24 protein-coding genes are annotated in these 26,305 nt (G+C 50.8%); 17 read left to right on the forward strand and 7 right to left on the reverse strand.

What is annotated here, in order from left to right:
* Positions 1 to 2: 2 nt before the first annotated feature.
* The 13 genes from GBAG_RS02875 (at position 3) to lpxC (ending at position 16,083) form a co-directional block, all read left to right on the forward strand.
* A complete protein-coding gene (locus tag GBAG_RS02875) occupies positions 3 to 1,769 on the forward strand; it encodes a peptidoglycan glycosyltransferase FtsI (RefSeq protein WP_034493354.1) in 1,767 nt (588 codons plus the stop codon).
* Positions 1,756 to 3,243: a UDP-N-acetylmuramoyl-L-alanyl-D-glutamate--2,6-diaminopimelate ligase gene (gene murE, locus GBAG_RS02880; RefSeq protein WP_034493356.1), complete on the forward strand. Its 1,488-nt coding sequence runs from the start codon at positions 1,756 to 1,758 to the stop codon at positions 3,241 to 3,243. Before GBAG_RS02875 ends, murE begins: the two co-directional genes overlap by 14 nt.
* The gene (gene murF, locus GBAG_RS02885; protein WP_034493357.1) at positions 3,240 to 4,598 is read left to right on the forward strand and encodes a UDP-N-acetylmuramoyl-tripeptide--D-alanyl-D-alanine ligase; all 1,359 of its coding nucleotides are present in this window, start codon (positions 3,240 to 3,242) and stop codon (positions 4,596 to 4,598) included. Before murE ends, murF begins: the two co-directional genes overlap by 4 nt.
* Positions 4,592 to 5,674 (forward strand): phospho-N-acetylmuramoyl-pentapeptide-transferase, encoded by a 1,083-nt coding sequence (gene mraY / locus GBAG_RS02890; RefSeq protein ID WP_034493359.1) that lies wholly within the window; start codon positions 4,592 to 4,594, stop codon positions 5,672 to 5,674. Before murF ends, mraY begins: the two co-directional genes overlap by 7 nt.
* 2 nt (positions 5,675 to 5,676) lie before the next feature.
* On the forward strand, positions 5,677 to 6,993 hold the full coding sequence (gene murD / locus GBAG_RS02895; RefSeq protein WP_034493361.1) for a UDP-N-acetylmuramoyl-L-alanine--D-glutamate ligase: 1,317 nt from the start codon (positions 5,677 to 5,679) through the stop codon (positions 6,991 to 6,993).
* Positions 6,993 to 8,237: a cell division protein FtsW gene (ftsW, locus tag GBAG_RS02900; RefSeq protein WP_034493362.1), complete on the forward strand. Its 1,245-nt coding sequence runs from the start codon at positions 6,993 to 6,995 to the stop codon at positions 8,235 to 8,237. The genes murD and ftsW overlap by 1 nt, the downstream gene beginning before the upstream one ends.
* Entirely contained in the window at positions 8,234 to 9,301 is a 1,068-nt protein-coding gene (murG, locus tag GBAG_RS02905) for an undecaprenyldiphospho-muramoylpentapeptide beta-N-acetylglucosaminyltransferase (protein WP_034493364.1), read from the forward strand. Before ftsW ends, murG begins: the two co-directional genes overlap by 4 nt.
* A gap of 66 nt (positions 9,302 to 9,367) precedes the next feature.
* Positions 9,368 to 10,843: a UDP-N-acetylmuramate--L-alanine ligase gene (gene murC / locus GBAG_RS02910; RefSeq protein ID WP_034493366.1), complete on the forward strand. Its 1,476-nt coding sequence runs from the start codon at positions 9,368 to 9,370 to the stop codon at positions 10,841 to 10,843.
* Complete coding sequence (locus tag GBAG_RS02915) at positions 10,836 to 11,756, forward strand: D-alanine--D-alanine ligase (RefSeq protein ID WP_034493368.1); 921 nt, start codon at positions 10,836 to 10,838, stop codon at positions 11,754 to 11,756. Before murC ends, GBAG_RS02915 begins: the two co-directional genes overlap by 8 nt.
* Position 11,757: 1 nt before the next feature.
* Entirely contained in the window at positions 11,758 to 12,591 is an 834-nt protein-coding gene (gene ftsQ, locus GBAG_RS02920; protein ID WP_034493369.1) for a cell division protein FtsQ, read from the forward strand.
* 2 nt (positions 12,592 to 12,593) lie between these two features.
* Entirely contained in the window at positions 12,594 to 13,850 is a 1,257-nt protein-coding gene (gene ftsA / locus GBAG_RS02925) for a cell division protein FtsA (RefSeq protein WP_034493371.1), read from the forward strand.
* A 63-nt stretch (positions 13,851 to 13,913) separates the two neighbouring features.
* Positions 13,914 to 15,065 (forward strand): cell division protein FtsZ, encoded by a 1,152-nt coding sequence (gene ftsZ, locus GBAG_RS02930; protein ID WP_034460939.1) that lies wholly within the window; start codon positions 13,914 to 13,916, stop codon positions 15,063 to 15,065.
* A 100-nt stretch (positions 15,066 to 15,165) separates the two neighbouring features.
* Positions 15,166 to 16,083, forward strand: coding sequence for a UDP-3-O-acyl-N-acetylglucosamine deacetylase (gene lpxC, locus GBAG_RS02935; protein ID WP_034493373.1), 918 nt, complete (start codon positions 15,166 to 15,168; stop codon positions 16,081 to 16,083).
* Between the two features lie 8 nt (positions 16,084 to 16,091).
* Here lpxC and GBAG_RS02940 read toward each other — a convergent pair whose 3' ends face one another.
* The gene (locus GBAG_RS02940) at positions 16,092 to 16,610 is read right to left on the reverse strand and encodes a DUF721 domain-containing protein (RefSeq protein WP_034493375.1); all 519 of its coding nucleotides are present in this window, start codon (positions 16,608 to 16,610) and stop codon (positions 16,092 to 16,094) included.
* 22 nt (positions 16,611 to 16,632) lie between these two features.
* Here GBAG_RS02940 and secM point away from each other — a divergent pair, with 22 nt between their 5' ends.
* The 3 genes from secM (at position 16,633) to mutT (ending at position 20,380) form a co-directional block, all read left to right on the forward strand.
* Positions 16,633 to 17,139: a secA translation cis-regulator SecM gene (gene secM, locus GBAG_RS02945; protein ID WP_034493376.1), complete on the forward strand. Its 507-nt coding sequence runs from the start codon at positions 16,633 to 16,635 to the stop codon at positions 17,137 to 17,139.
* 66 nt (positions 17,140 to 17,205) lie between these two features.
* The gene (gene secA, locus GBAG_RS02950; protein ID WP_034493378.1) at positions 17,206 to 19,911 is read left to right on the forward strand and encodes a preprotein translocase subunit SecA; all 2,706 of its coding nucleotides are present in this window, start codon (positions 17,206 to 17,208) and stop codon (positions 19,909 to 19,911) included.
* A 64-nt stretch (positions 19,912 to 19,975) separates the two neighbouring features.
* Positions 19,976 to 20,380 carry an 8-oxo-dGTP diphosphatase MutT gene (gene mutT, locus GBAG_RS02955; RefSeq protein ID WP_034493380.1) on the forward strand — a complete coding sequence of 135 codons (405 nt, stop codon included), beginning with the start codon at positions 19,976 to 19,978 and terminating at the stop codon, positions 20,378 to 20,380.
* Here mutT and yacG read toward each other — a convergent pair.
* From yacG to coaE, 3 genes are read right to left on the reverse strand one after another with little or no spacing between them, the layout of a single operon-like run.
* The gene (gene yacG, locus GBAG_RS02960; protein WP_034493382.1) at positions 20,377 to 20,574 is read right to left on the reverse strand and encodes a DNA gyrase inhibitor YacG; all 198 of its coding nucleotides are present in this window, start codon (positions 20,572 to 20,574) and stop codon (positions 20,377 to 20,379) included. The genes mutT and yacG overlap by 4 nt on opposite strands.
* A 9-nt stretch (positions 20,575 to 20,583) precedes the next feature.
* Entirely contained in the window at positions 20,584 to 21,327 is a 744-nt protein-coding gene (gene zapD, locus GBAG_RS02965; protein WP_034493384.1) for a cell division protein ZapD, read from the reverse strand.
* Entirely contained in the window at positions 21,327 to 21,947 is a 621-nt protein-coding gene (gene coaE, locus GBAG_RS02970; RefSeq protein WP_034493386.1) for a dephospho-CoA kinase, read from the reverse strand. Before coaE ends, zapD begins: the two co-directional genes overlap by 1 nt.
* A 185-nt stretch (positions 21,948 to 22,132) precedes the next feature.
* Here coaE and GBAG_RS02975 point away from each other — a divergent pair, with 185 nt between their 5' ends.
* Positions 22,133 to 23,176, forward strand: a complete 1,044-nt coding sequence (locus tag GBAG_RS02975; RefSeq protein ID WP_034493388.1) for a GMP reductase — start codon at positions 22,133 to 22,135, stop codon at positions 23,174 to 23,176.
* A gap of 37 nt (positions 23,177 to 23,213) precedes the next feature.
* Here the strand turns inward: GBAG_RS02975 and hofC are convergent, their stop codons facing one another.
* From hofC to ppdD, 3 genes are read right to left on the reverse strand one after another with little or no spacing between them, the layout of a single operon-like run.
* Positions 23,214 to 24,416 (reverse strand): protein transport protein HofC, encoded by a 1,203-nt coding sequence (gene hofC / locus GBAG_RS02980; RefSeq protein ID WP_034493389.1) that lies wholly within the window; start codon positions 24,414 to 24,416, stop codon positions 23,214 to 23,216.
* A complete protein-coding gene (gene gspE / locus GBAG_RS02985) occupies positions 24,409 to 25,788 on the reverse strand; it encodes a type II secretion system protein GspE (RefSeq protein ID WP_034493391.1) in 1,380 nt (459 codons plus the stop codon). Before gspE ends, hofC begins: the two co-directional genes overlap by 8 nt.
* Positions 25,789 to 25,791: 3 nt before the next feature.
* Complete coding sequence (gene ppdD, locus GBAG_RS02990) at positions 25,792 to 26,241, reverse strand: prepilin peptidase-dependent pilin (RefSeq protein WP_034493393.1); 450 nt, start codon at positions 26,239 to 26,241, stop codon at positions 25,792 to 25,794.
* Between the last annotated feature and the right edge of the window lie 64 nt (positions 26,242 to 26,305).

Below are 26,305 nucleotides of genomic sequence, written 5' to 3' on the forward strand. Positions count from 1 at the left end.
AGATGAGAGCAGCGGCAAAAACGCTTAAACCGAAACGCCAGGAAGAACAGGCCAACTTTGTAAGTTGGCGTTTTGCGTTGCTTTGCGGTTGCATTTTGCTGGCGCTGGTTTTCCTGTTGGGGCGCGTTGCCTGGCTGCAAATCATCGCGCCAGACATGCTGGTACGCCAGGGCGATATGCGTTCCTTGCGTGTGCAGGAAGTCTCAACTTCCCGTGGCATGATTAGCGACCGTGCAGGCCGCCCGTTGGCCGTCAGTGTGCCAGTTAAGGCGATTTGGGCTGACCCGAAAGAGTTGCACGACGCAGGCGGCATTACGCTGGATAACCGCTGGAAAGCGTTGGCGGATGCCCTGAAAATCCCTCTCGATCAGCTCGCTTCCCGCGTTAACAGCAACCCGAAAGGTCGCTTTATTTATCTGGCACGTCAGGTAAACCCGGACATTGGCGATTACATCAAAAAACTCAAACTTCCGGGGATTCATCTCCGTGAGGAATCTCGTCGCTACTACCCTTCAGGCGAAGTAACTGCTCACCTCATTGGCTTCACCAACGTTGATAGTCAGGGGATTGAAGGCGTTGAGAAGAGCTTTGATAAATGGCTAACCGGGCAACCGGGTGAGCGTATTGTGCGTAAAGACCGCTTTGGTCGCGTGATTGAAGACATCTCTTCAACCGACAGCCAGGCTGCTCACAACCTTGCGTTGAGCATTGATGAACGCTTACAGGCCTTGGTTTACCGCGAGCTAAACAACGCCGTAGCCTTTAACAAAGCCGAGTCGGGCAGTGCGGTGCTGGTGGATGTGAATACCGGTGAAGTTCTGGCGATGGCAAACAGCCCGTCTTACAACCCAAATAATCTGAGCGGCACGCCAAAAGATGTGATGCGTAACCGTACCATCACGGACGTTTTCGAGCCGGGTTCGACAGTCAAACCGATGGTTGTCATGACCGCGCTGCAACGTGGCGTCGTGCGTGAAAATACCGTTCTGAATACCGTGCCGTACCGCATCAATGGTCATGAGATCAAAGATGTGGCGCGCTACAGCGAATTGACCCTTACCGGGGTGCTACAGAAGTCGAGTAACGTCGGGGTTTCAAAACTGGCGTTAGCGATGCCCTCCTCAGCGTTAGTAGATACTTACTCACGTTTTGGATTGGGAAAAGCGACCAACTTGGGGCTGGTCGGAGAACGCAGTGGCTTATATCCGCAAAAACAACGGTGGTCTGACATAGAGAGGGCCACCTTCTCTTTCGGCTACGGGCTAATGGTAACCCCGTTACAGTTAGCGCGAGTCTACGCAACGATTGGCAGCTACGGCGTTTATCGCCCACTGTCGATTACGAAGGTTGATCCGCCGGTTCCTGGTGAACGTATTTTCCCGGAACCGCTGGTGCGTACCGTCGTCCATATGATGGAAAGTGTGGCATTACCCGGTGGTGGTGGCGTGAAAGCAGCCATCAAGGGATACCGCATCGCCATTAAAACCGGTACGGCGAAAAAAGTCGGTCCGGATGGAAAATACGTTAACAAATACATTGCTTACACCGCAGGCGTTGCGCCAGCGAGTAACCCTCGATTTGCATTGGTTGTGGTGATCAACGACCCACAAGCAGGGAAATATTACGGTGGTGCCGTCTCTGCACCTGTGTTCGGTGCCATCATGGGCGGCGTTCTGCGCACCATGAATATCGAACCGGATGCTCTGGCGACAGGTGAAAAAAGTGAATTTGTAATTAATCAAAATGAGGGATCAGGTGGCAGATCGTAATTTGCGCGACCTTCTCGCTCCGTGGGTGCCAGAGTTGCCTTCGAGAGTACTGCGAGAAATGACACTCGATAGCCGCGTGGCGGCTTCGGGCGACCTTTTTGTGGCTATAGTCGGTCATCAGGCGGACGGGCGTCGATATATCCCGCAGGCAATAGCGCAAGGTGTGGCCGCTGTTGTTGCTGAAGCTGAAGGCGAGGCAACTGACGGCGAAATCCGTGAAATGCACGGTGTGCCCGTGATTTATCTGAGCCAACTGCATCAACGTCTTTCTGCTCTGGCTGGGCGTTTTTACCACCAGCCCTCGAGCGCGTTGCGCCTGGTTGGCGTAACTGGCACTAACGGCAAAACCACTACGGCTCAATTGCTGGCGCAGTGGAGCCAGTTATTAGGCGAAACCAGTGCGGTGATGGGTACCGTGGGCAATGGCCTGCTGGGTCAAGTCAAACCTACCGAAAATACCACTGGCTCTGCCGTCGATGTACAGCAAGTGCTTGCTAACCTGGCTGAACAGGGGGCGAGCTTTGCCGCAATGGAAGTTTCTTCCCATGGCCTGGTTCAGCACCGGGTTGCTGCACTGAAATTTGCCGCTAGCGTGTTCACTAACCTGAGCCGCGATCACCTTGATTACCATGGCGATATGGCGGGCTATGAAGCGGCTAAATGGCTGCTGTTTTCAGAACACGATTACGGCCATGCCGTTATTAATGCTGATGATGAAGTCGGACGCAAATGGCTGGCGCGTTTGCCTGATGCCGTTGCGGTTACGATGGAAAACAATTTACAGCCTGACTGTCGTGGCCGCTGGTTGAAAGCAACCAATGTGCATTATCACGACGGCGGGGCGACCGTTCAGTTCAGTTCCTCCTGGGGTGACGGGGAAATTGAAAGCCGCCTGATGGGGGCTTTTAACGTCAGCAATCTGTTATTGGCGCTCGCGACTTTGCTGGTTCTTGAGTACCCAATCGACGAACTGCTGAAAACGGCACCAAGCCTGCAGCCTGTTTGCGGTCGCATGGAAGTATTCAGTGCTCCGGGTAAACCGACAGTGGTGGTGGATTATGCCCACACGCCGGATGCCCTTGAAAAAGCATTACAAGCCGCTCGTTTACATTGCAGCGGCAAGCTGTGGTGTGTGTTCGGATGCGGCGGTGACCGCGATAAAGGCAAGCGCCCAATTATGGGTGGCATAGCCGAGCAATATGCGGATGTAGTGGTCGTTACCGATGACAACCCGCGTACTGAAGAGCCGAAAGCCATTGTTGCCGATATCCTAGTTGGCATGCTGGATGCGGGCCGTGCTCATGTGGTTTCCGGGCGCGCCGAAGCGGTAACAAACGCCATTATGCAGGCGAAAGAGAATGATGTGGTTCTGGTGGCAGGCAAAGGTCACGAGGATTATCAGATTGTTGGAACGCAGCGCCTGGATTACTCCGACCGCATTACCGCCGCTCGCTTGTTGGGGGTTTTGGCATGATTCGCGTTTCCTTGAGCCAACTTGCCACTGTCCTGAATGGAGAGTTGCATGGTGCAGATGCTGACATTATTGATGTCACCACGGACACGCGCAAACTCACGCCAGGGTGTCTGTTCGTTGCACTGAAAGGTGAACGTTTTGATGCTCACGATTTTGCGCAAGATGCAGTGAACGGCAGGGCAGGGGCGTTGTTGGTTAGCCGTAAGTTGGATGTGAATGTTCCACAGCTTGTGGTTGCTGATACGCACCAGGCATTCGGCGAATTGGCCGCATGGGTTCGCCAGCAAGTGCCAACGCGTATTGTTGCGCTGACCGGCTCTTCCGGCAAAACCTCCGTTAAAGAGATGACCGCCGCAATTTTGCGCCAGTGTGGCAACACGCTGTATACCGCAGGCAACCTCAATAACGATATCGGCGTGCCAATGACGCTGTTACGCCTGACGCCAGAATATGAATTTGCGGTTATTGAGCTGGGTGCCAACCACCAGGGCGAAATTGCCTGGACGGTGAATCTTACCCGCCCGGAAGCAGCTTTGGTCAATAACCTCGCTGCGGCACACCTGGAAGGATTTGGTTCACTTGCCGGTGTTGCGAAAGCAAAAGGTGAGATTTTCGCAGGGCTGCCGGATAACGGTATCGCGATTCTCAATGCAGACAATAACGACTGGCTGAACTGGCAAGAAGTGATTGGCGAACGCAAAACCTGGCGCTTCTCGCCAAATGCCACGGGCAGTGATTTTACTGCGACTAACGTGCATATCACTGTGCATGGCACTGAGTTCACCATCAAAACGCCGGTTGGCGATATAGACGTGACTTTACCGCTACCGGGTCGTCATAACATCGCCAACGCACTGGCGGCGACCTCGCTTGCAATGGCTGTAGGTGCAACGCTCGAAGCGGTCAAAATTGGCCTTGCCGATCTTAAAGCCGTTCCTGGTCGTCTGTTCCCGATACAACTTTCTGAAAACCAACTTCTGCTTGATGACAGCTACAACGCCAACGTGGGATCGATGACTGCCGCCGCACAGGTGCTGTCTGAAATGCCGGGTTTTCGCGTGATGGTTGTCGGCGATATGGCTGAATTAGGTGAAGAATCTGTTGAGTGCCATCGCCAGGTCGGTGAGGCCGCAAAAGCATCAGGCATTGATTGTGTTTTAAGTGTAGGCGCACTGAGTGAAATTATCAGTCAAGCCTCTGAAGTTGGCGAACATTTTACCGATAAGCCTTCTTTAATCGTACGTCTGAAGGCGCTCATCGCCGAGCATTCAATGATAACTATTTTAGTGAAAGGTTCACGTAGTGCCGCTATGGAGCAGGTAGTACGCGCATTACAGGAGAATGGAACATGTTAGTTTGGCTGGCCGAACATTTGGTCAAATATTATTCCGGCTTTAACGTCTTTTCGTATCTGACGTTTCGCGCCATTGTCAGCCTGCTGACTGCTCTGTTCATCTCGTTATGGATGGGGCCGCGCATGATTGCTCGTTTGCAGCAACTTTCTTTCGGCCAGGTTGTGCGTAACGACGGTCCTGAATCCCATTTCAGCAAACGCGGAACGCCAACCATGGGCGGGATTATGATCCTGACCTCCATTGTTATCTCCGTATTGATGTGGGCTTATCCGTCAAACCCGTACGTCTGGTGCGTGTTGTTTGTCCTGGTCGGCTACGGTGCGATTGGGTTTGTTGATGACTATCGCAAAGTCGTACGTAAAGACACCAAAGGTTTGATTGCTCGCTGGAAGTATTTCTGGATGTCCGTTATCGCGTTGGCGGTAGCTTTCACGATGTACAGCGCAGGAAAAGGAACGCCAGCCACCGAGCTGGTTGTGCCGTTCTTTAAAGATGTGATGCCGCAACTTGGCCTGTTCTATGTGCTGCTGGCGTACTTCGTCATCGTTGGCACCGGGAATGCGGTTAACCTGACCGATGGCCTTGATGGCCTGGCGATTATGCCTACCGTGTTGGTGGCTGCGGGCTTTGCGCTGGTCGCCTGGGCTACGGGTAACATTAAGTTCGCCGGATATTTGCATATTCCTTATCTGCGACATGCTGGGGAGCTGGTTATCGTCTGTACGGCGATTGTTGGCGCAGGGCTGGGTTTCTTGTGGTTCAACACCTATCCGGCGCAAGTTTTCATGGGGGATGTTGGCTCTCTGGCTCTGGGCGGCGCGCTCGGAACCATCGCGGTACTGCTGCGTCAGGAATTCCTGTTAGTGATCATGGGCGGCGTGTTTGTGGTTGAAACGCTGTCGGTGATTTTGCAGGTCGGTTCCTTCAAATTGCGCGGACAGCGCATTTTCCGTATGGCCCCAATTCATCATCATTATGAATTGAAAGGTTGGCCGGAGCCGCGAGTCATTGTGCGCTTCTGGATTATTTCGCTGATGCTTGTTCTGATCGGCCTGGCTACCCTGAAGGTGCGTTAACTATGACTGATTACCAGGGTAAAAAAGTCGTCATTATTGGATTGGGCCTCACCGGCCTGTCCTGTGTTGACTATTTCCTCGCACGTGGTGTGACACCGTGTGTGATGGACACCCGCATCTCGCCACCGGGTCTGGATAAATTGCCAGAATCGGTCGAGCGACATACTGGCTCACTCAACGAAGACTGGTTGTTAGCGGCTGACTTGATTGTTGCCAGCCCTGGTATTGCTATCGCCCATCCAGCCCTTAGCCGTGCGGCAGACGCTGGCGTTGAAATCGTGGGTGATATCGAACTGTTTTGTCGTGAAGCACAAGCGCCGATTGTGGCCATTACCGGTTCCAACGGTAAAAGTACCGTCACGACTTTAGTCGGTGAAATGGCTAAAGCGGCTGGCGTGAATGTGGGCGTAGGTGGAAACATCGGCTTACCTGCACTGATGCTGCTTGATCCAAACCGCGAGCTTTATGTACTCGAATTATCCAGCTTCCAGCTAGAAACCACCTCAAGCCTGAAAGCGGCTGCGGCGACCATTCTTAACGTCACCGAAGATCATATGGATAGATATCCTTTCGGGCTGCAACAGTATCGAGCCGCTAAATTGCGCGTTTACGAAAACGCCGCAGTTTGCGTGGTGAATGCCGATGATGCACTGACGATGCCTGTACGTGGTGCAGATGTACGTTGCATTAGCTTTGGTGTGGATGTCGGCGATTACCACCTGAATCATCAGCAAGGCGATACCTGGCTGCGTGTGAAGGGCGAAAAAGTGCTGAACACCAAAGAAATGAAAATCGTGGGCCGACACAACTATACCAACGCACTTGCAGCGCTGGCACTGGCTGATGCCGTGAAACTCCCACGCTCCAGCAGTCTAAAAGCATTAACCACCTTTACAGGCCTGGCGCACCGCTTCCAGCTTGCATGGGAACGTAACGGCGTGCGTTGGATTAACGACTCGAAAGCAACCAACGTCGGTAGCACAGAGGCGGCGCTGAACGGCTTGAAAGTGGAAGGTACATTGCACCTGTTATTGGGTGGCGATGGTAAATCTGCGGATTTCTCGTCCCTCAGCCAGTATCTGCAAGGCTCCGCAATTCGACTCTATTGTTTTGGCCGCGATGGAGCTGAACTTGCGGCACTGCGCCCTGATGTTGCCGAGCAAACTGAAACCATGGCTGAGGCGATGAAATTGATTGCCGCCCGTGTTCAACCGGGTGACATGGTTCTGTTATCACCAGCATGCGCCAGCCTCGACCAGTTCAAAAACTTTGAACAGCGTGGTGACCAATTTACTCAACTTGCGAAGGAGCTTGGCTGATGCGCTTATCTCTCCCTCGCCTGCGAATGCCACGAGTGCCAGGATTTGCCATCCTGAGCTGGCTGGCGTCGGCAGTTAAAGGCTGGGTGATGGGCACCAAAGAAGCCGACTCAAATAACATCGTAATGTATGACCGCACGATGCTATGGCTGACTTTCGGGCTGGCGGCAGTCGGTTTCATTATGGTGACTTCTGCCTCCATGCCTGTAGGGCAGCGTCTGGCGAATGATCCGTTCCTGTTTGCCAAACGTGACGGTTTGTACATCATCCTGGCGTTTGCATTAGCGATGGTCACACTGCGTTTGCCGATGGATTTCTGGCAGCGCCACAGTACTGCAATGCTGCTGTTATCCATTGCGATGTTATTGATTGTACTGGTGGTCGGTAGCTCGGTTAACGGTGCGTCGCGTTGGATTGCATTCGGCCCATTACGTATTCAGCCTGCAGAATTCACGAAGTTGTCGCTGTTCTGTTATCTCGCCAACTACCTGGTTCGTAAGGTAGATGAAGTGCGTAATAACCTACGCGGCTTCCTCAAACCGATGGGTGTGATCCTGGTATTAGCGGTGCTGCTTCTGGCGCAGCCTGACTTAGGTACGGTTGTTGTGTTGTTTGTGACGACACTGGCAATGCTGTTCCTGGCAGGGGCAAAACTTTGGCAGTTCCTGGCCATCATCGGCATGGGGATTTCTGCCGTCGTGCTGCTGATCCTCGCCGAACCGTATCGTATCCGCCGCGTAACGTCCTTCTGGAATCCGTGGGATGACCCGTTTGGCAGTGGATACCAGTTGACACAATCTCTGATGGCATTCGGTCGCGGGGAATTGTGGGGGCAGGGATTAGGTAATTCGGTTCAAAAACTCGAATATTTGCCGGAAGCACATACCGACTTCATCTTCTCTATCATCGGAGAGGAGCTCGGATATATCGGTGTGGTGCTGGCTTTATTGATGGTATTCTTCGTCGCTTTTCGTGCGATGTCCATCGGTAAACGTGCGTTAGAAATGGACCAGCGTTTTGCGGGCTTTTTGGGCTGCTCAATCGGGGTTTGGTTTAGTTTCCAGGCGCTGGTAAACGTTGGTGCGGCAGCAGGTATGTTGCCAACCAAAGGCCTGACTTTGCCGCTTATCAGTTACGGTGGTTCGAGCCTGTTAATAATGTCTACAGCAATCATGATGTTGCTGCGAATTGATTATGAAACACGTCTGGCTAAAGCTCAGGCGTTTACGAAGGGTGTGCGATGAATAATCAAACCCGGCGGTTAATGGTGATGGCGGGCGGGACTGGCGGGCATGTGTTCCCGGGTCTTGCTGTCGCGCATCACTTAATGGCTCAGGGCTGGCAAGTGCGCTGGCTCGGAACCGTCGATCGTATGGAAGCAGATTTAGTTCCGAAGCATGGAATCGAGATCGACTTTATTCGTATTTCAGGTTTGCGTGGTAAAGGCCTGAAGGCAATGTTGCTGGCTCCGGTGCGTATTTTCAACGCCTGGCGTCAGGCGCGGGCCATCATGAAAGCCTATCGCCCGGATGTGGTACTCGGAATGGGGGGTTATGTTTCAGGCCCTGGCGGCCTTGCGGCATGGTCACTCGGTATTCCGGTGGTATTGCATGAGCAAAATGGCATTGCTGGTTTAACCAATAAATGGTTGTCAAAAATTGCCAAAAAGGTCATGCAGGCGTTCCCTGGCGCCTTTCCGAATGCGGACGTAGTGGGTAATCCGGTGCGTACCGATGTATTAGCGCTGCCATTACCACAAGAACGTTTTGCGGGTCGTGAAGGCCCAGTCCGAGTTTTAGTGGTGGGTGGTTCGCAGGGCGCTCGGGTACTGAACCAGACGATGCCGCAAGTGGCGGGTCGTTTGGGCGATGCCATTACTATCTGGCACCAGTCAGGTAAAGGTGGCGAAGAGTTTGTTAAGAAAGGCTATGCAGAAGCCGGGCAGCCTCAGCACAAAGTGACCGAATTTATTGATGATATGGCTGGCGCATATGCGTGGGCTGATGTCGTGGTGTGTCGCTCCGGTGCATTAACCGTCAGCGAAGTCGCGGCCGCAGGTTTACCTGCATTGTTTGTTCCCTTCCAGCACAAAGATCGGCAGCAATACTGGAATGCGCTGCCGTTGGAAAAGGCTGGAGCGGCAAAAATACTGGAGCAACCGCAGTTTACCGTGGATGCCGTTACCCAAACTCTCGCCGGGTGGGACAGAGCGACGTTATTGGCAATGGCCGAGCGTGCGCGTGCTGCATCCATTCCTGATGCCACAGAGCGGGTAGCAAAAGAAGTGAGCGCCGCAGCACTGGCGTAATCATTGTGGGCGGACTGTTGCCCATGAATATTTGAAGTAATGGCGTTTGACGCTGCAGGTTAGAGAATGAATACACAACAACTGGCGAAACTGCGTTCTATCGTGCCCGAGATGCGTCGCGTCCGGCATATTCACTTTGTTGGCATCGGCGGCGCCGGTATGGGCGGTATTGCTGAAGTTTTAGCTAACGAAGGTTATCAAATCAGCGGGTCTGATTTGGCACCGAACCCGGTCACGCAGCAGTTGTCGGCGCTGGGCGCCACGATTTATTTCAACCATCGCCCTGAAAATGTGTTGGATGCGAGCGTTGTGGTGGTATCCACCGCAATCTCAATGGATAACCCGGAAATTGTTGCCGCTCATGAAGCGCGTATCCCGGTTATTCGTCGTGCTGAAATGCTGGCCGAGTTGATGCGTTTTCGTCACGGCATCGCTATTGCGGGTACGCACGGCAAAACAACCACTACGGCGATGGTTTCCAGTATTTATGCAGAAGCAGGGCTTGATCCTACTTTTGTGAACGGTGGCCTGGTTAAAGCCGCGGGAACCCATGCTCGCCTGGGTCACAGCCGTTATCTGATTGCTGAAGCAGATGAAAGTGATGCGTCATTCCTTCATCTGCAACCGATGGTTTCAGTGGTAACGAATATCGAAGCTGACCACATGGATACCTACCAGGGCGACTTCGAGAATTTAAAGCAGACGTTTATTAACTTCCTGCACAACCTGCCGTTTTATGGTCTGGCTGTGATGTGTGTAGACGATCCAGTTATTCGTGAATTGCTGCCACGTGTGGGTCGCAAGATCACCACTTACGGTTTCAGCGAAGATGCAGATGTTCGCATTGAAAACTACCAGCAGAAAGGGCCGCAAGGGCATTTCACGATTGTGCGTCAGGATAAACCTGCTCTGCATGTGACGCTGAATGCGCCGGGCCGCCACAACGCATTAAACGCGGCGGCAGCGGTCTCTGTTGCGACAGAAGAAGGCATTGATGACGAGGACATTCTGCGCGCGCTGGAGAGCTTCCAGGGAACCGGGCGTCGCTTTGATTTCCTCGGTGAATATCCGTTAGCGCCAGTAAATGGTAAAGAAGGCAGTGCCATGCTGGTGGATGACTACGGTCACCATCCGACAGAAGTGGATGCCACAATTAAAGCGGCTCGTGCAGGTTGGCCGGATAAAAATCTGGTGATGATCTTCCAGCCGCACCGTTATACGCGTACCCGTGATTTGTACGACGACTTTGCTAACGTATTGTCGCAAGTGGATTCCTTGTTGATGCTGGACGTTTATGCTGCGGGTGAAGCGGCTATTCCTGGCGCTGACAGCCGTTCATTGTGCCGTACTATCCGTGGACGCGGAAAAGTTGATCCCATTCTGGTGCCGGATGCGAACCAGATCGCTGATATGTTGTCTCCGATCTTGTCGGGAAATGATTTGATCCTGGTGCAAGGTGCAGGAAATGTCGGGAAAGTTGCCAGAAACCTGGCTGAATGCAAATTGCAGTCCCACACTAAGGAGGGAGACCAACATGGCTGAGAAAATCGCTGTCCTGCTGGGCGGGACTTCCGCTGAGCGTGAGGTGTCATTGCAATCAGGTGCTGCGGTACTCGCAGGCCTGCGTGAAGCTGGAATTGATGCGCACGAAGTTGACCCGAAAGACACACCAGTCACTGAGCTGAAAGCGCAGGGTTTCGACAAAGTCTTCATTGCCTTACACGGCCGTGGTGGAGAAGACGGCACCCTGCAAGGGTTGCTGGAATTTCTGAAATTGCCTTATACCGGCAGCGGCGTGATGGCTTCATCTATCTCCATGGATAAGCTGCGTACCAAATTGCTGTGGAAAGGTGCTGATTTACCTGTCGCTCCGTGGGTTGCACTCACGCGCCGTGATGTCGAAGCCGGTATTTCTGCAACCACAGTAGAACAGATTGCAGGCTTAGGGATGCCAGTCATCGTTAAGCCAAGCCGTGAAGGCTCAAGCGTGGGTATGTCTAAGGTTGATAATGTTTCAGCCCTGCCTGCAGCGCTTGAATTGGCCTTTGAACACGACGAAGAAATTCTGATCGAGAAGTGGCTCAGTGGCCCTGAGTACACGGTTGCGATTGTTGGCGAAGAAATATTACCGTCAATTCGTATCCAACCCGCTGGAATTTTCTATGATTATGAGGCGAAGTATCTCTCTGATGAGACACAATATTTCTGCCCGGGTGGTTTAATCGAACAACGCGAGCAAGAATTACAGGCTTTAGTGCTGCAAGCCTGGCAAGTTTTGGGGTGCAGCGGTTGGGGACGCGTAGACGTCATGCTGGATAGTGACGGCCAGTTTTACTTACTGGAAGTGAACACTTCTCCGGGCATGACCAGCCACAGTCTGGTGCCAATGGCGGCACGTCAGGCTGGGATGACATTCTCGCAACTGGTAGTGCGGATTCTGGAGTTGGCAGACTGATATGTCGCAAGCAGCTCTGAATGCGCGTAATCGCCAGGAAGAAGAAGAAACCAGTTCTCGTCGCAGTAACGGTGGGCGACTGGCCGGGATTATTTTCCTGAGCGCAGTACTGTTTACGGTATTTATCGGCGGCTGGATTGTGGTCGGCTGGATGGAAGATGCACAGCGGTTGCCATTGTCTAAGTTAGTGGTTACTGGTGAACGGCATTACACCCGTAACGATGATATTCGCCAGTCAATTCTGGCACTGGGGCCACCGGGCACCTTTATGACCCAGGATGTGAATATCATCCAGCAGCAAATTGAACGTTTGCCATGGATCAAGCAGGCGAGCGTGAGAAAGCAATGGCCAGACGAATTGAAGATTCATCTGGTTGAATATGTGCCTATAGCGCGCTGGAATGATCAACATATGATTGATGCGCAAGGAAATGCGTTCAGTGTTCCAGCAGAAAGAGCCACAAAGCAGACTTTACCTATGTTATCCGGGCCAGAAGGCAGTGAAGGTGAAGTCTTGCAAGGTTACCGCGCAATGGGCGACGTGCTGGCAAAGGATAAATTTACGTTGAAAGAAGCGGCAATGACCGCTCGGCGCTCCTGGCAATTGACGCTAAATAATGGCATCAAACTTAATTTAGGTCGGGGCGAAACAATGAAACGCCTGAGTCGTTTTGTAGAACTTTACCCGGTTCTGCAGCAGCAAGAGCAAGCCGACAATAAAAGGATTAGTTATGTCGACCTGCGTTATGACTCCGGCGCGGCAGTAGGTTGGCAGCCCGCTCCCGTAGAGGAATCTAATCCTAATCAGCAACAGAATCAGGCACAGGCAGAATAACAATGATCAAGGCGACGGACAGAAAACTGGTAGTAGGACTGGAGATCGGTACCGCAAAGGTTGCCGCTTTAGTAGGGGAAGTTCTGCCTGACGGTATGGTCAATATTATTGGCGTGGGTAGTTGCCCATCGCGTGGTATGGACAAAGGTGGCGTAAACGATCTCGAATCAGTCGTAAAATGCGTTCAGCGCGCGATTGATCAGGCCGAATTAATGGCGGATTGCCAGATATCTTCGGTCTACCTTGCGCTGTCAGGTAAACATATTAGCTGTCAAAACGAGATTGGCATGGTGCCAATTTCCGAAGAAGAAGTGACGCAGGAAGATGTAGAGAACGTTGTTCACACCGCGAAATCAGTACGCGTACGTGACGAACATCGTGTTTTGCACGTAATCCCGCAAGAATATGCAATTGACTACCAGGAAGGCATCAAAAATCCTGTAGGTTTATCTGGTGTGCGCATGCAGGCTAAAGTGCACTTGATTACCTGCCATAACGACATGGCTAAAAACATCGTCAAAGCTGTTGAACGATGTGGTCTGAAAGTTGACCAACTGATCTTTGCAGGACTTGCAGCAAGCTATGCAGTTTTGACTGAAGATGAGCGTGAATTAGGGGTCTGCGTAGTCGATGTCGGTGGTGGTACAATGGATATCGCGGTCTACACTGGCGGCGCGTTGCGCCACACCAAAGTTATTCCTTATGCAGGGAACGTGGTGACCAGTGATATCGCTTATGCCTTCGGCACACCACCGAGTGATGCAGAAGCCATTAAAGTGCGTCATGGCTGCGCTCTGGGTTCGATTGTCGGTAAAGATGAAAACGTGGAAGTGCCAAGCGTAGGCGGGCGTCCGCCACGTAGCCTGCAACGCCAGACGCTCGCAGAAGTTATCGAGCCACGTTATACCGAACTTCTGAATCTGGTAAACGAAGAGATTTTGCAATTACAAGAACAACTTCGCCAGCAAGGTGTGAAGCACCACCTGGCGGCGGGGATTGTACTAACGGGCGGCGCGGCGCAAATTGAAGGGCTGGCAGCCTGTGCGCAACGTGTGTTCCATACACAAGTTCGTATTGGACAACCGTTAAATATTACAGGCCTGACTGATTATGCCCAGGAGTCTTATTACTCCACAGCAGTCGGCTTGCTGCACTACGGGAAAGAAACACATCTCAGTGGTGAAGCAGAAGTGGAAAAACGCTCCTCTGTCGGCTCATGGATTAAGCGAATCAACAGCTGGCTGAGAAAAGAGTTTTAATTTTTATAAGAGACCAGACAAAATTAGTGGTCTCAGGCGACAGGCACAAAACGGAGAGAAACTATGTTTGAACCTATGGAACTGACCAACGACGCGGTGATTAAAGTCATCGGCGTCGGTGGTGGCGGCGGCAATGCCGTTGAACACATGGTGCGTGAGCGCATCGAGGGTGTTGAATTCTTTGCAGTGAATACCGACGCTCAGGCGTTACGCAAAACTGCTGTAGGCCAGACAATCCAGATTGGTAATGGAATTACCAAAGGTCTGGGTGCTGGAGCGAACCCTGAAGTGGGTCGTACCGCTGCGGAAGAAGACCGTGACGCGTTACGTGCAGCCCTTGAAGGCGCAGACATGGTATTTATCGCCGCAGGTATGGGTGGCGGTACTGGTACAGGTGCAGCACCTGTCGTGGCTGAAGTTGCTAAAGACTTAGGCATTCTGACCGTTGCCGTCGTGACCAAGCCTTTCAACTTTGAAGGCAAGAAGCGCATGGCTTTCGCGGAGCAGGGTATTGCCGAGCTGTCTAAGCATGTTGACTCCTTGATCACCATTCCTAACGACAAATTACTGAAAGTACTGGGTCGCGGTATCTCTTTGCTTGACGCTTTTGGCGCAGCAAACGATGTACTGAAAGGCGCAGTGCAGGGTATCGCAGAGTTGATTACCCGTCCGGGTCTGATGAACGTCGACTTCGCAGACGTGCGCACCGTAATGTCCGAAATGGGTTATGCCATGATGGGCTCTGGTGTTGCAAGTGGTGAAGACCGTGCAGAAGAAGCTGCTGAAATGGCAATTTCCAGCCCGCTGTTGGAAGATATCGATCTTTCTGGCGCACGTGGTGTTCTGGTCAACATTACTGCTGGCTTCGACCTGCGTCTGGACGAATTTGAAACAGTCGGGAACACCATTCGTGCATTCGCATCTGATAACGCGACTGTGGTTATCGGTACTTCTCTGGACCCAGAGATGAACGACGAACTGCGTGTTACTGTTGTTGCAACCGGTATTGGTATGGACAAACGTCCAGAAATCACCCTGGTGACCAACAAACAAACTCAGCAACCTGTCATGGATCGCTACCAGCAGCACGGTATGGCTCCGCTTCAGCAAGAGCAAAAACCTGCTGCCAAAGTAGTTAACGACAACACGCCACAAACGACGAAAGAGCCTGATTATCTGGATATTCCAGCGTTTTTGCGCAAGCAAGCTGATTAAGAATAAACCGGAAGTTGGGGATCTCCGCTCTTTGTGCTAAACTGGTCCACCGATTGTGATATACACTTCGGTTGGATAGGTAATTTGGCGAGATTATACGATGATCAAACAAAGGACATTAAAACGTATCGTTCAGGCGACTGGCGTCGGTTTACATACCGGCAAGAAAGTCACACTGACGTTGCGCCCTGCGCCGGCAAATACCGGGGTCATCTATCGTCGCACCGACTTGAATCCTCCGGTAGATTTTCCGGCAGATGCCAAATCTGTGCGTGATACCATGCTCTGTACTTGCTTGGTGAACGAGCACGATGTGCGGATTTCTACCGTTGAGCACCTGAACGCCGCCCTGGCTGGGTTAGGTATTGATAACATCATTATTGAAGTCAATGCCCCAGAAATCCCAATTATGGACGGTAGTGCAGCGCCATTCGTCTACCTGCTGCTTGATGCCGGGATTGACGAATTAAACTGTGCGAAGAAATTTGTACGCGTCAAAGAAACGGTTCGCGTTGAAGACGGCGACAAATGGGCTGAATTCAAGCCGTACAATGGTTTCTCGTTGGATTTCACCATCGACTTTAACCACCCGGCGATTGATGCCAGTACTCAACGTTACAGCATGAACTTTTCTGCCGACGCATTTATGCGCCAGATCAGTCGTGCTCGTACTTTCGGTTTCATGCGTGATATCGAATATCTGCAGTCCCGTGGTTTGTGCCTGGGCGGCAGCTTCGATTGTGCCATCGTTGTTGACGATTATCGCGTACTGAACGAAGACGGTTTGCGTTTTGAAGACGAATTCGTTCGTCACAAAATGCTCGATGCGATTGGTGACTTGTTCATGTGCGGCCATAACATTATCGGCGCGTTTACCGCCTATAAGTCAGGTCATGCACTGAATAACAAATTGCTTCAGGCGGTTCTGGCGAAGCAGGAAGCCTGGGAATGGGCAACCTTCGAAGACGATGCCGAACTTCCGTTAGCGTTCAAAGCACCAAAAATGGTTCTGGCATAACACCAGAATTATTTATTGCGACTGGTTTCATTGGTACTCTCTCCGGCCAATGATGCCAGTCGTTCTATTATTGCCTTCAATTTCTCAGGGCTACGTTCAGCCACCATTCTTAATGCCTCAGCACTTTGCTGGCTCAACACTCTGTTAACTCCTTCAGTTTTACCTTTCGCTGTCTGAATGCTGTTTTCTTGTACTGATTCTTGCCCAATTGCAGCCAGTGATGGATTAATCCTGATGTCGATTGATGTCAATGATGGTAATATTTGCGCACGTAATGCACTTAATAGTGTGGCTTGTTCATAGCGTAAGCGCATCAGCCAGCTAGCATTTGCAGTTTCAAGTACGAGAATGCCTTGTCGAAAATTTGCGACCCGGCACCAGGGATGTAGTTGAGCGGGTAATATTCCTTTCACCGCCCTGTTGAGCCGAAGTAGCGCAGTGGCACGTTGTTGCACGTTTTGCAGCACGCTTTCGGCACCAGCATCATCGAACAAATGATCTAAAGATTGTGGGCGACTATCACGCATACATAATGCTCCGGCGGAAAAAGTGATTGGTATTCTAAATCGTTGGCGACAGTTTGGCAGACGTTATTTCTGGCCGCATCTCTTATTGGGGATGGTCGCGGCGAGTTTTGGCATGCCTGCGCTCAGCCAAAATACCGAACCTACAGCCCCGGCAGAAACCTCTACCAGCAGTCACGACTACCTGAACAAAGTCAGCTTTAATAGTCTGGCATTATTGCAGGAAAGTACCCGACGACCATCATTTAGTGTCGATTACTGGCATCAACATGCGATTCGTACAGTAATACGCCACCTTTCTTTTGCTATGGTGCCTCAAACACTACCGGTCGCGGAAGAGAGCTTGCCACTTCAGGCACATAAACTCGCTTTACTGGATACGCTCACCGCGTTACTCACCCAGGAAAGCAAACCGCCCGTAATTGTGCGCCACATTGCGCTTTGGCAACCGCCAGCTGTCGAGACTTTTAGTCCTGCCATCTGGATTAGCCAGGTTCACGGTATTCGCGCCGGTCCACTACGCCTCAGCTAAAACCATTCCCTTTAATTATAACGTTATTTTAGCTCTACCCTGACGGTAGGCGTTTGAGAATTTATTATGCTAATCAAATTATTAACTAAAGTTTTCGGTAGCCGTAACGACCGTACACTACGTCGTATGCGTAAAGTTGTAACTCTTATCAACAGCATGGAACCGGAAATTGAAAAGCTTTCCGATGACGAATTAAAAGCAAAAACCGGTGAATTCCGTGCGCGCCTAGAAAAAGGCGAAGTGCTGGAAAACCTGATCCCAGAAGCTTTTGCTGTGGTTCGGGAAGCAAGTAAGCGTGTGTTCGGTATGCGTCACTTCGACGTACAGCTTCTTGGCGGTATGGTACTGAATGATCGTTGTATCGCGGAAATGCGTACAGGTGAAGGTAAAACCCTGACTGCAACTCTACCTGCATACCTGAACGCATTAAGCGGTCGTGGTGTTCACGTTGTTACCGTGAACGACTATCTGGCCCAGCGTGATGCGGAAAACAACCGTCCGTTGTTTGAGTACCTTGGCCTGAGTGTCGGCATCAACTTGCCTGGCATGCCTGCACCGGCAAAACGCGAAGCGTATGCGGCAGACATTACTTACGGTACTAACAACGAATACGGTTTTGACTACCTGCGTGACAACATGGCGTTCAGCCCTGAAGAACGCGTACAGCGCAAACTGCACTATGCGTTGGTGGATGAGGTTGACTCAATCCTTATCGATGAAGCGCGTACTCCACTGATCATCTCCGGCCCGGCTGAAGATAGCTCTGAGATGTACCGCAAAGTAAACGAAATCATCCCAAGCCTGATCCGTCAGGAAAAAGAAGATTCAGATACTTTCCAGGGTGAAGGTCACTTCTCCGTTGACGAAAAATCTCGTCAGGTAAACATTACTGAACGCGGTCTGGTACTGGTTGAAGAGTTACTGGTACGCGAAGGTATCATGGAAGAAGGCGAGTCATTGTACTCCCCAACTAACATTATGCTGATGCACCACGTGACTGCCGCGCTGCGCGCACACGTATTGTTCACCCGTGACGTTGACTACATCGTAAAAGATGGCGAAGTCATCATCGTTGATGAGCACACAGGCCGTACCATGCAAGGTCGTCGTTGGTCTGATGGCCTGCACCAGGCTGTTGAAGCCAAAGAAGGTGTGGATATCCAGAACGAAAACCAGACTCTGGCCTCTATTACCTTCCAGAACTACTTCCGCCTGTATGAAAAACTGGCAGGTATGACGGGTACTGCGGACACCGAAGCCTTCGAATTCAGCTCTATCTACAAACTCGATACCATCGTTGTGCCAACTAACCGCCCAATGATTCGTAAAGACATGCCAGATTTGGTCTACATGACTGAAATGGATAAAATTGCGGCGATTATCGAAGATATTAAAGAACGTACCACTAATGGCCAGCCAGTGCTGGTGGGTACGATTTCTATCGAGAAATCGGAAGTCGTTTCTGCTGAACTGACCAAAGCGGGTATCAAGCACAACGTTCTGAACGCCAAATTCCACGCCAACGAAGCAGGCATTGTTGCTCAGGCCGGCTATCCGGCAGCCGTGACAATTGCAACTAACATGGCGGGTCGTGGTACGGATATCGTGTTGGGTGGCAGCTGGCAGTCAGAAGTGGCTGAGCTTGAGAACCCAACTCCAGAGCAAATTGCACAAATTAAAGCTGACTGGCAGATTCGTCATGACGCAGTTCTGGCATCTGGCGGTCTGCATATTATCGGTACTGAACGTCACGAATCTCGTCGTATCGATAACCAGTTGCGTGGCCGTTCTGGTCGCCAGGGGGATGCGGGTTCATCTCGTTTCTATCTGTCGATGGAAGATTCACTGATGCGTATTTTCGCATCGGATCGTGTCTCCGGCATGATGCGCAAACTGGGTATGAAACCGGGTGAAGCGATTGAACACCCATGGGTTACTAAAGCGATTGCTAACGCACAGCGTAAAGTTGAAAGCCGTAACTTTGATATCCGTAAACAACTTCTTGAATATGATGATGTGGCGAACGATCAGCGTCGTGCCATTTACACCCAGCGTAACGAATTACTGGATGTGAGCGACGTAAGCGAAACCATCAACAGCATTCGCGAAGATGTGTTCAAAGTGACTATTGATGCGCATATTCCACCACAATCCCTGGAAGAAATGTGGGATGTTGAAGGTCTGGAAGAGCGTCTGAAAAACGATTTCGATCTTGAACTGCCAATTAAAGAGTGGCTGGATAAAGAGCCTGAGCTGCACGAAGAAACACTGCGCGAGCGTATTTTGGAAAACGCTATCGAAGTGTATAAGCGTAAAGAAGAAGTGGTTGGCATTGAAATGATGCGTCACTTCGAAAAAGGCGTCATGCTGCAAACTCTTGATTCGCTTTGGAAAGAGCATTTGGCGGCCATGGATTATCTGCGTCAGGGTATTCACTTACGTGGCTACGCGCAAAAAGATCCTAAGCAAGAATACAAGCGTGAATCTTTCGCCATGTTTGCATCTATGCTCGAAGCTCTGAAATATGAAGTGATCAGTACACTGAGCAAAGTACAGGTTCGTATGCCTGAAGAAGTAGAAGCGATGGAGCAACAACGCCGAGAAGAAGCTGAGCGTTTAGCGCAGATGCAGCAACTGAGTCACCAGGATGACGAGACGATCGCCGCACAAGAGTTGGCTTCAGAAACGGGTGAACGCAAAGTGGGCCGTAACGATCCATGCCCATGTGGTTCCGGTAAAAAATACAAACAGTGTCATGGCCGTTTAAGCTAAGCACTTAATTGTCGATAAAGGCGCAGCTTGCTGCGCCTTTTTTATATGGAGCACCTGCACAAAAATGAAACAACTAGAAATCGCCGTGGGCATTATCCGTAACCCTAAGAGCGAAATTTTTATTACCCAGCGAGCCGCTGATGCTCATATGGCGAACAAGCTTGAATTTCCCGGTGGGAAAATCGAAGCGGGTGAAACGCCAGAGCAGGCGTTAGTCCGTGAACTTCAGGAAGAAACAGGTATTACAGCGACTGAATTTACGCTGTTTGAGAAACTAGCCTATCAGTTCCCGGACAGGCATATCACGTTGTGGTTTTTCCTGGTGGAAAGTTGGGAAGGCGAGCCGTGGGGTAAAGAAGGACAACCGGGTCAATGGATTGCGCAAAATGCGCTGGTGGCTGCAGATTTTCCACCAGCCAATGAACCGGTTATTACCAAACTAGTCATTGACGAACGACAGCAACGTTAACGCAGGTCTTCTTCACTCCAGCCGTCGCTGTCTGACAAATCGCCGCTGCTCGGAATTCGTTTTTCCTCGGCGGCCCATTCACCTAAATCAATCAGCTGGCAGCGTTTGCTACAAAATGGTCGGTACGGGCTAGTTTCATTCCAGATAACTGTTTTACCGCAGCCAGGGCAATTTACACTAATGGATTCAGACACGTTAGCTCCTCAGCAGCATGCAAGTTCGAAATCAAGACGTTCGGGGATGACCCCATTTTCGCTATCAAGTGGTAAGAAACGGATCGCAAAACGGCTTTTATGACCAGATACCTGCGGGTACAACTGACAAGACAAATCCAGCTTTAACCGCAACAAATCGGCGTCATCGCCGTTATCCTGATAAAAACCATTCAAGCTTGTTTGCTTACGGAATGGAGCAGAATTACGAATAATATCCAACACCAGATTCAAAGATTGTTTTAACGGCTGCAGACTCGCCAACCACTGATTAATCTGTGCATCACGCTGTGCTTGCGGGGAATACAGCCAGATATGCAATGTCGGTAAATCAAAGCTACAGCATCCGCCAGGAATGCTAAGACGCTGACGAACCAGGGCAATCAGACGATCTTCGCGCAAAGCCTGTCCTAAACGTGGCGCCGCCATTAACAGGCTGCCATGTTCTTTAAGTTGGCTACGCAGTGAGTCGATTCGCTGCATATCTACACCCGGAACTTCCGCCCAACTCAGTAATTTGCGCTGCTGGCGCTCAAGCTCTTTAAGAATATCGGTACGAATTTCACCGCGCTCAAAGACATCCAGCAGATCGCCGACGTTGCGGAAGAAGTGTAGCGCTTTGGAAGTGTTCTCTACCGGTAATGAACTTTCGAGTTGTTGAATTAAGAACTCGATACGCAGCCAGGTACGCATTTTTTCATTCAATGGGTGCTCAAAAAGAATCTGGGTGCTCATTATTCATTTTCCTGCTGTGCGGCCTGCGACGCCAATTCCAGGTACTGGCGGTGCAGACGGTCAACATGTGCGGCCACCTTTTCGGGGGCACCATCATTATTAATTACATCATCGGCAGCGTTCAAACGTGCCTCGCGTGTCGCTTGTGCAGCGATAATTTGTTGTGCATGTTCACGACTGACTTTATCGCGCGCAATAGTACGTGCGATTTGCACTTCTGGCGACACATCAACGACCAAAACGCGATCGGCTTTTTGTTGCAGATTATTTTCGACTAATAACGGAACAACCCATAGTACATAAGGAGATAGTGCCTGGTTGATTTCAGTTTGGGTTCGCTGATGAATAAGCGGGTGCAGTAAAGCATTAAGCCACTGCTTTTCCGCTGGAGAAGAAAAGATTCTTTCACGAAGAACCCGGCGATTCAGAGTGCCATCCTGAAAGAGGATCTCTGGACCGAAATGTTCAGAAATAATGTTAAGGGCAGACTGTCCTGGCTCAACGACCTGGCGCGCAATGATATCCGCGTCGACAACGGTAATACCTAATCGGGAAAAGTTATCAGCGACAGTGCTTTTTCCGCTGCCAATCCCACCCGTTAATGCCACCGTATAAACCATAAAAACCAGACCCTAAAGCGATTACACATTTCTTAGGTAAATTTTAACGATTGTAGCGTAAAAAAGACTGTTTTCGCAGTCTTGCAGCGGTATTAATAGTGCGTATGATAGCGTCACTGGAATTGGTGTCTAAATCACCAATTGCGTTCACGCGTCCTTCGCCATTCGACCCAGGAATCTGCAACATGCGTATTGAAGAAGATTTGAAGTTAGGTTTTAAAGACGTTCTTATTCGTCCAAAACGTTCCACTCTGAAAAGCCGCTCTGATGTAGAGCTTGAGCGCCAGTTCACTTTCAAACACTCCGGTATTGCATGGTCAGGTGTTCCGATCATTGCTGCTAACATGGACACCGTTGGTACATTCGGCATGGCCAAGGCACTGGCTTCGTTTGATATCCTCACCGCCGTTCATAAGCACTACTCTTTTGAAGAGTGGAGCGACTTCGTGAAATCCACGCCAGAAAACATCCTGAAATTTGTCATGGTTTCAACTGGTACATCAGACGCTGATTTCGAGAAAACCAAACAAATTCTGAACCTTAACCCAGCGCTGCAATTTATCTGCATCGATGTGGCAAATGGTTATTCTGAGCACTTCACTCAGTTCGTTTCCAAAGCGCGTGATGCGTGGCCAAATAAAGTTATCTGTGCAGGTAACGTTGTGACGGGTGAAATGTGCGAAGAGCTGGTTCTTTCCGGCGCGGACATCGTCAAAGTCGGTATCGGTCCGGGTTCCGTTTGTACCACTCGTGTCAAAACTGGTGTTGGCTACCCGCAGCTTTCCGCTGTTATTGAATGTGCTGATGCAGCGCATGGCCTTGGTGGCCAGATTGTTAGCGACGGCGGTTGTACTATGCCTGGCGATGTGGCTAAAGCCTTCGGTGGCGGCGCAGATTTCGTGATGCTGGGCGGTATGTTGGCAGGTCATGACGAAAGCGGCGGCACAATCGTTGAAGAAAACGGTGAGAAATTCATGCTGTTCTACGGCATGAGCTCCGAGTCTGCAATGACTCGCCACGTGGGTGGTGTTGCAAAATACCGTGCTGCTGAAGGCAAAACCGTTAAGCTGCCATTGCGTGGCCCTGTAGAAAACACCGCTCGCGACATTTTGGGCGGCCTGCGTTCTGCCTGTACTTATGTTGGTGCTTCTCGTTTGAAAGAGCTGACCAAACGCACCACCTTCATTCGTGTGAATGAGCAGGAAAACCGAGTTTTCAATAGCCTCTAAGCTATTGACGATAGTCGGCGTGGCTTCGTCCACGCCGTCATCCTGCACTCATCGCATCTCCTAACTGGAAAATCGGCAAATACATCGCGATGACCAGCGTTCCAATGATCACTCCCACAACTAACATCATTATTGGCTCAAGAGCAGCGGCAAGGTTATCTGCCAGTTCTTCGGTATGGCTATGATGCCAGGTTGCGAGTTTTTCCAGCATCAAATCTAAAGCTCCTGATTCCTCCCCGATACGCACAAGCTGGCAGCACAAAGATGTAAAGCATCCACTCTGTGAGAGCGCATGCCAAAGCGGAATACCCTCAGTCACTTTGACGCTTATCTGCGAGATAATCTTTTTCCACATCAATTGCGTTAGGGTGTTTTCAACCGCTTCGAGGCCTTGTAATAGCGGGATCCCTGCCTGTTGAGCCAATGATAATGTGGTGTAGATTTGACTTAGAATTTGCCCTCGCCAAAGGGGGGCAACAAGAGGAATACGCAGCAATAGTTTCTGTTCATATTCTTGCCAGTGTGGTTTTTTCTTTCGCAAAAAATAACCACTTGATACGAGTACACTACCTGCCAGGAACCACCATACCCCTTGCGTCGTTACCCAATGCGAAACAGCCATTACAGCTAGCGTAATTGCCGGTAATGGAGCATTGAAAGAGCGGTAGATATTGGCAAACTCAGGCAGTACAAAACCCATCATTCCGACAGTCACTACCAGCGCGACTACCATAATAAACAGTGGGTATCGCAGTGCTTTCATCACTTTTTTGCGCAGTCGGTAGAGCTTTTCTTGCTGGTCAGCCAGCCGTTTACAGCATTCATCCAGCTTCCCTGTTAACTCGCCAATATGAATCAGAGCGATAAATAGCGCGGGAAAAACTCCCGGCCATTGCTGTAATGCCGAGGAAAAGGGGATACCGTTAGATACGCGTTGTTCCAGGTCTTTCAGCAGCATCCATTCATCGAATGGATGCTGCTGGGCTATGAGTAACAGCCCGTCAGATAATGATATTCCCGCCTGAAGCAGCGTAGCGAGTTGGCGAAAAACCTGGATTTTTTGCTGAATATGCCAGCAACCGCTGCGAACACTGGATGTTTTTCGCAGTTGCAAAAGTTGAAGATTGGCATTAAGCAATTGCTCACTAACTGAGGCAACATCATCAGCCAGCAAAGCGCCTTGTTGCATCTGGCCATGCTGATCGACGGCTTTCCAGCGCCAGAGAACAAACTTAGCCATGGGGAACACCAAGTACCCGGTATAGCTCCTCTATTGTCGTGAGTCCTTGTTCTACAGCCTCGCAGCCACGTTCGAAAAGGGTTTTCATACCGAGTTTGCGTGCCAGGGTCTCGATCTCGGTTGCAGAAATGCCCCGAGCGATCGCTGATTGTAGAGAAGGGTCGACAAGGAGTATTTCAAACAAAGCGCTTCGACCGTAGAAACCGCAATAACACCTTTTGCAGCCAACCGCCCGCCAATGGGGCAGAGCATTTCCCCAAAGTGTTGAGGGAAGCATGATGTCGTCAGGGAGTTGCTGCTTGCAGTGGGGACAGAGTTTACGTACTAATCGTTGTGCCACCACGATGTTTAACGCAGAAGCCAGCATCCAGCGCTCGACGCCCATTTGTTCAAGTCGCACGACTGTTTCAGCCGTGGAATTGGTATGCAACGTTGAAAGCACCAGATGCCCGGTTTGCGCGGCTTTGATAGCTATCTCTGCGGTATCTCCATCCCGGATTTCACCCACCATGATGATATCCGGGTCCTGGCGCAGTAATGCGCGTAACACGCTCTGAAAACTCAGCCCCGCTTTACTGTTAATTTGCGTTTGATTAAGCCCATGCATCGGGATTTCTATCGGGTCTTCAACGCTACACACATTGCTCGATATCTGGTTGAGGATTTTCAAAGCGCTGTAAAGCGTGATGGTTTTTCCACTTCCTGTGGGGCCAGTGACCAGAATCATGCCTTGTGGATTGGCAAGCGCACGCTGAAATCGGGTGCAGTCGTCAGACGACATGCCCAACTGCGTTAACTCAAAAGTTTGTTCTGTCTGTGACATTAAACGTAAGACAACTTTTTCGCCGTGATAGACCGGCAAGGTTGCGATGCGAAATGAACATTTATGTTGCTCAATTTCTATCGCCATTTGCCCGTCCTGCGGAAGTCGACGCTCCGCGATATCAAGATTACCTAGAACTTTTAGCCGTGCGGTTAGTGGTGCCGCCAGATGCGTGGGCAGCAGGGGCTGCAATTGCAACACACCATCGACGCGAAAACGAATCTGATACCCTTGCTCCATGGGCTCAAAGTGAATATCTGATGCTCTCAGTTGTATCGCTTTTAGCAGCGTTTCCTCGAGCAGTTGTACAACTGGCGCTGTGTTTTCTTGCGGTTCATCCGGGCTGGTGGGTAGTCGTGAATGCCGGGCTTTTTCGAGTTGCTCAGTCGGCCAGTATTCGACGTTGACCGGTTTATCGCAGATGAAACGTAAAGCTTCAAAGAACTGAGCCGGTGGGTTAGGGGCAATAGCGATATGTAGCGCTGGATCTTCTGCAAGCAATAACGCCTGATACTGGTTACAGAGTGCGAGGATCTGCTGATTGATCATGGTTTAATTTACCGCCTGATTGTTATCAAAGCGGAACACTTCTTCGCATGCTTGTTGGAGGGAACCACCGTTGGTTGCTGCACAAGTTCGTGACCAACCTTCCACACCTTCCGCATCACTCCAGCGAGGAGTTAGCGAAACGGTGAGCCCGTTCAGACTTTCTTGTCCTGTAAGTGTGATAACGCCTTGTTCAATGCTCATACCGCTCACGTAGCGCGTGGTTTTCGGCGAGGGAATACCATTGCTGCCGGCATCGCACTCACTGATTCCCCCTCGTTCAATCGCACAAAGCTCTACCGCAGTGCGATAAGGGACAAAGGTTTGCAACATGTCGGTGAGCGCAGCTTTGCGTAAGTAACCCTGATACGCAGGAATACCAATGGCGCTAAGAATCGCAATAATGCCGATGACGACCATCAGCTCAATAAGTGTGAATCCTTGTTGTTTGTTCATGTGCCGCTCCTGATTGAGATGGCGGCACTTTGCTCCGTTTAAATCACTCAGGCGAGGGCGATTT

The sequence above is a fragment of the Buttiauxella agrestis ATCC 33320 genome (assembly GCF_000735355.1).
In the GTDB taxonomy this organism is placed as follows: domain Bacteria; phylum Pseudomonadota; class Gammaproteobacteria; order Enterobacterales; family Enterobacteriaceae; genus Buttiauxella; species Buttiauxella agrestis.

What these genes read in the sequence shown, in the direction of transcription:
- lpxC (WP_034493373.1), top strand. Translation starts at nt 15,166, where the DNA reads ATGATCAAACAAAGGACATTAAAACGTATCGTTCAGGCGACTGGCGTC.
- ftsQ (WP_034493369.1), top strand. Translation starts at nt 11,758, where the DNA reads ATGTCGCAAGCAGCTCTGAATGCGCGTAATCGCCAGGAAGAAGAAGAA.
- ftsZ (WP_034460939.1), top strand. Translation starts at nt 13,914, where the DNA reads ATGTTTGAACCTATGGAACTGACCAACGACGCGGTGATTAAAGTCATC.
- secA (WP_034493378.1), top strand. Translation starts at nt 17,206, where the DNA reads ATGCTAATCAAATTATTAACTAAAGTTTTCGGTAGCCGTAACGACCGT.
- zapD (WP_034493384.1), bottom strand. Translation starts at nt 21,327, where the DNA reads ATGAGCACCCAGATTCTTTTTGAGCACCCATTGAATGAAAAAATGCGT.
- murF (WP_034493357.1), top strand. Translation starts at nt 3,240, where the DNA reads ATGATTCGCGTTTCCTTGAGCCAACTTGCCACTGTCCTGAATGGAGAG.
- GBAG_RS02940 (WP_034493375.1), bottom strand. Translation starts at nt 16,610, where the DNA reads ATGCGTGATAGTCGCCCACAATCTTTAGATCATTTGTTCGATGATGCT.
- murG (WP_034493364.1), top strand. Translation starts at nt 8,234, where the DNA reads ATGAATAATCAAACCCGGCGGTTAATGGTGATGGCGGGCGGGACTGGC.
- GBAG_RS02975 (WP_034493388.1), top strand. Translation starts at nt 22,133, where the DNA reads ATGCGTATTGAAGAAGATTTGAAGTTAGGTTTTAAAGACGTTCTTATT.
- ftsW (WP_034493362.1), top strand. Translation starts at nt 6,993, where the DNA reads ATGCGCTTATCTCTCCCTCGCCTGCGAATGCCACGAGTGCCAGGATTT.
- hofC (WP_034493389.1), bottom strand. Translation starts at nt 24,416, where the DNA reads ATGGCTAAGTTTGTTCTCTGGCGCTGGAAAGCCGTCGATCAGCATGGC.
- gspE (WP_034493391.1), bottom strand. Translation starts at nt 25,788, where the DNA reads ATGATCAATCAGCAGATCCTCGCACTCTGTAACCAGTATCAGGCGTTA.
- murC (WP_034493366.1), top strand. Translation starts at nt 9,368, where the DNA reads ATGAATACACAACAACTGGCGAAACTGCGTTCTATCGTGCCCGAGATG.
- mraY (WP_034493359.1), top strand. Translation starts at nt 4,592, where the DNA reads ATGTTAGTTTGGCTGGCCGAACATTTGGTCAAATATTATTCCGGCTTT.
- mutT (WP_034493380.1), top strand. Translation starts at nt 19,976, where the DNA reads ATGAAACAACTAGAAATCGCCGTGGGCATTATCCGTAACCCTAAGAGC.
- ftsA (WP_034493371.1), top strand. Translation starts at nt 12,594, where the DNA reads ATGATCAAGGCGACGGACAGAAAACTGGTAGTAGGACTGGAGATCGGT.
- GBAG_RS02875 (WP_034493354.1), top strand. Translation starts at nt 3, where the DNA reads ATGAGAGCAGCGGCAAAAACGCTTAAACCGAAACGCCAGGAAGAACAG.
- ppdD (WP_034493393.1), bottom strand. Translation starts at nt 26,241, where the DNA reads ATGAACAAACAACAAGGATTCACACTTATTGAGCTGATGGTCGTCATC.
- murD (WP_034493361.1), top strand. Translation starts at nt 5,677, where the DNA reads ATGACTGATTACCAGGGTAAAAAAGTCGTCATTATTGGATTGGGCCTC.
- coaE (WP_034493386.1), bottom strand. Translation starts at nt 21,947, where the DNA reads ATGGTTTATACGGTGGCATTAACGGGTGGGATTGGCAGCGGAAAAAGC.
- GBAG_RS02915 (WP_034493368.1), top strand. Translation starts at nt 10,836, where the DNA reads ATGGCTGAGAAAATCGCTGTCCTGCTGGGCGGGACTTCCGCTGAGCGT.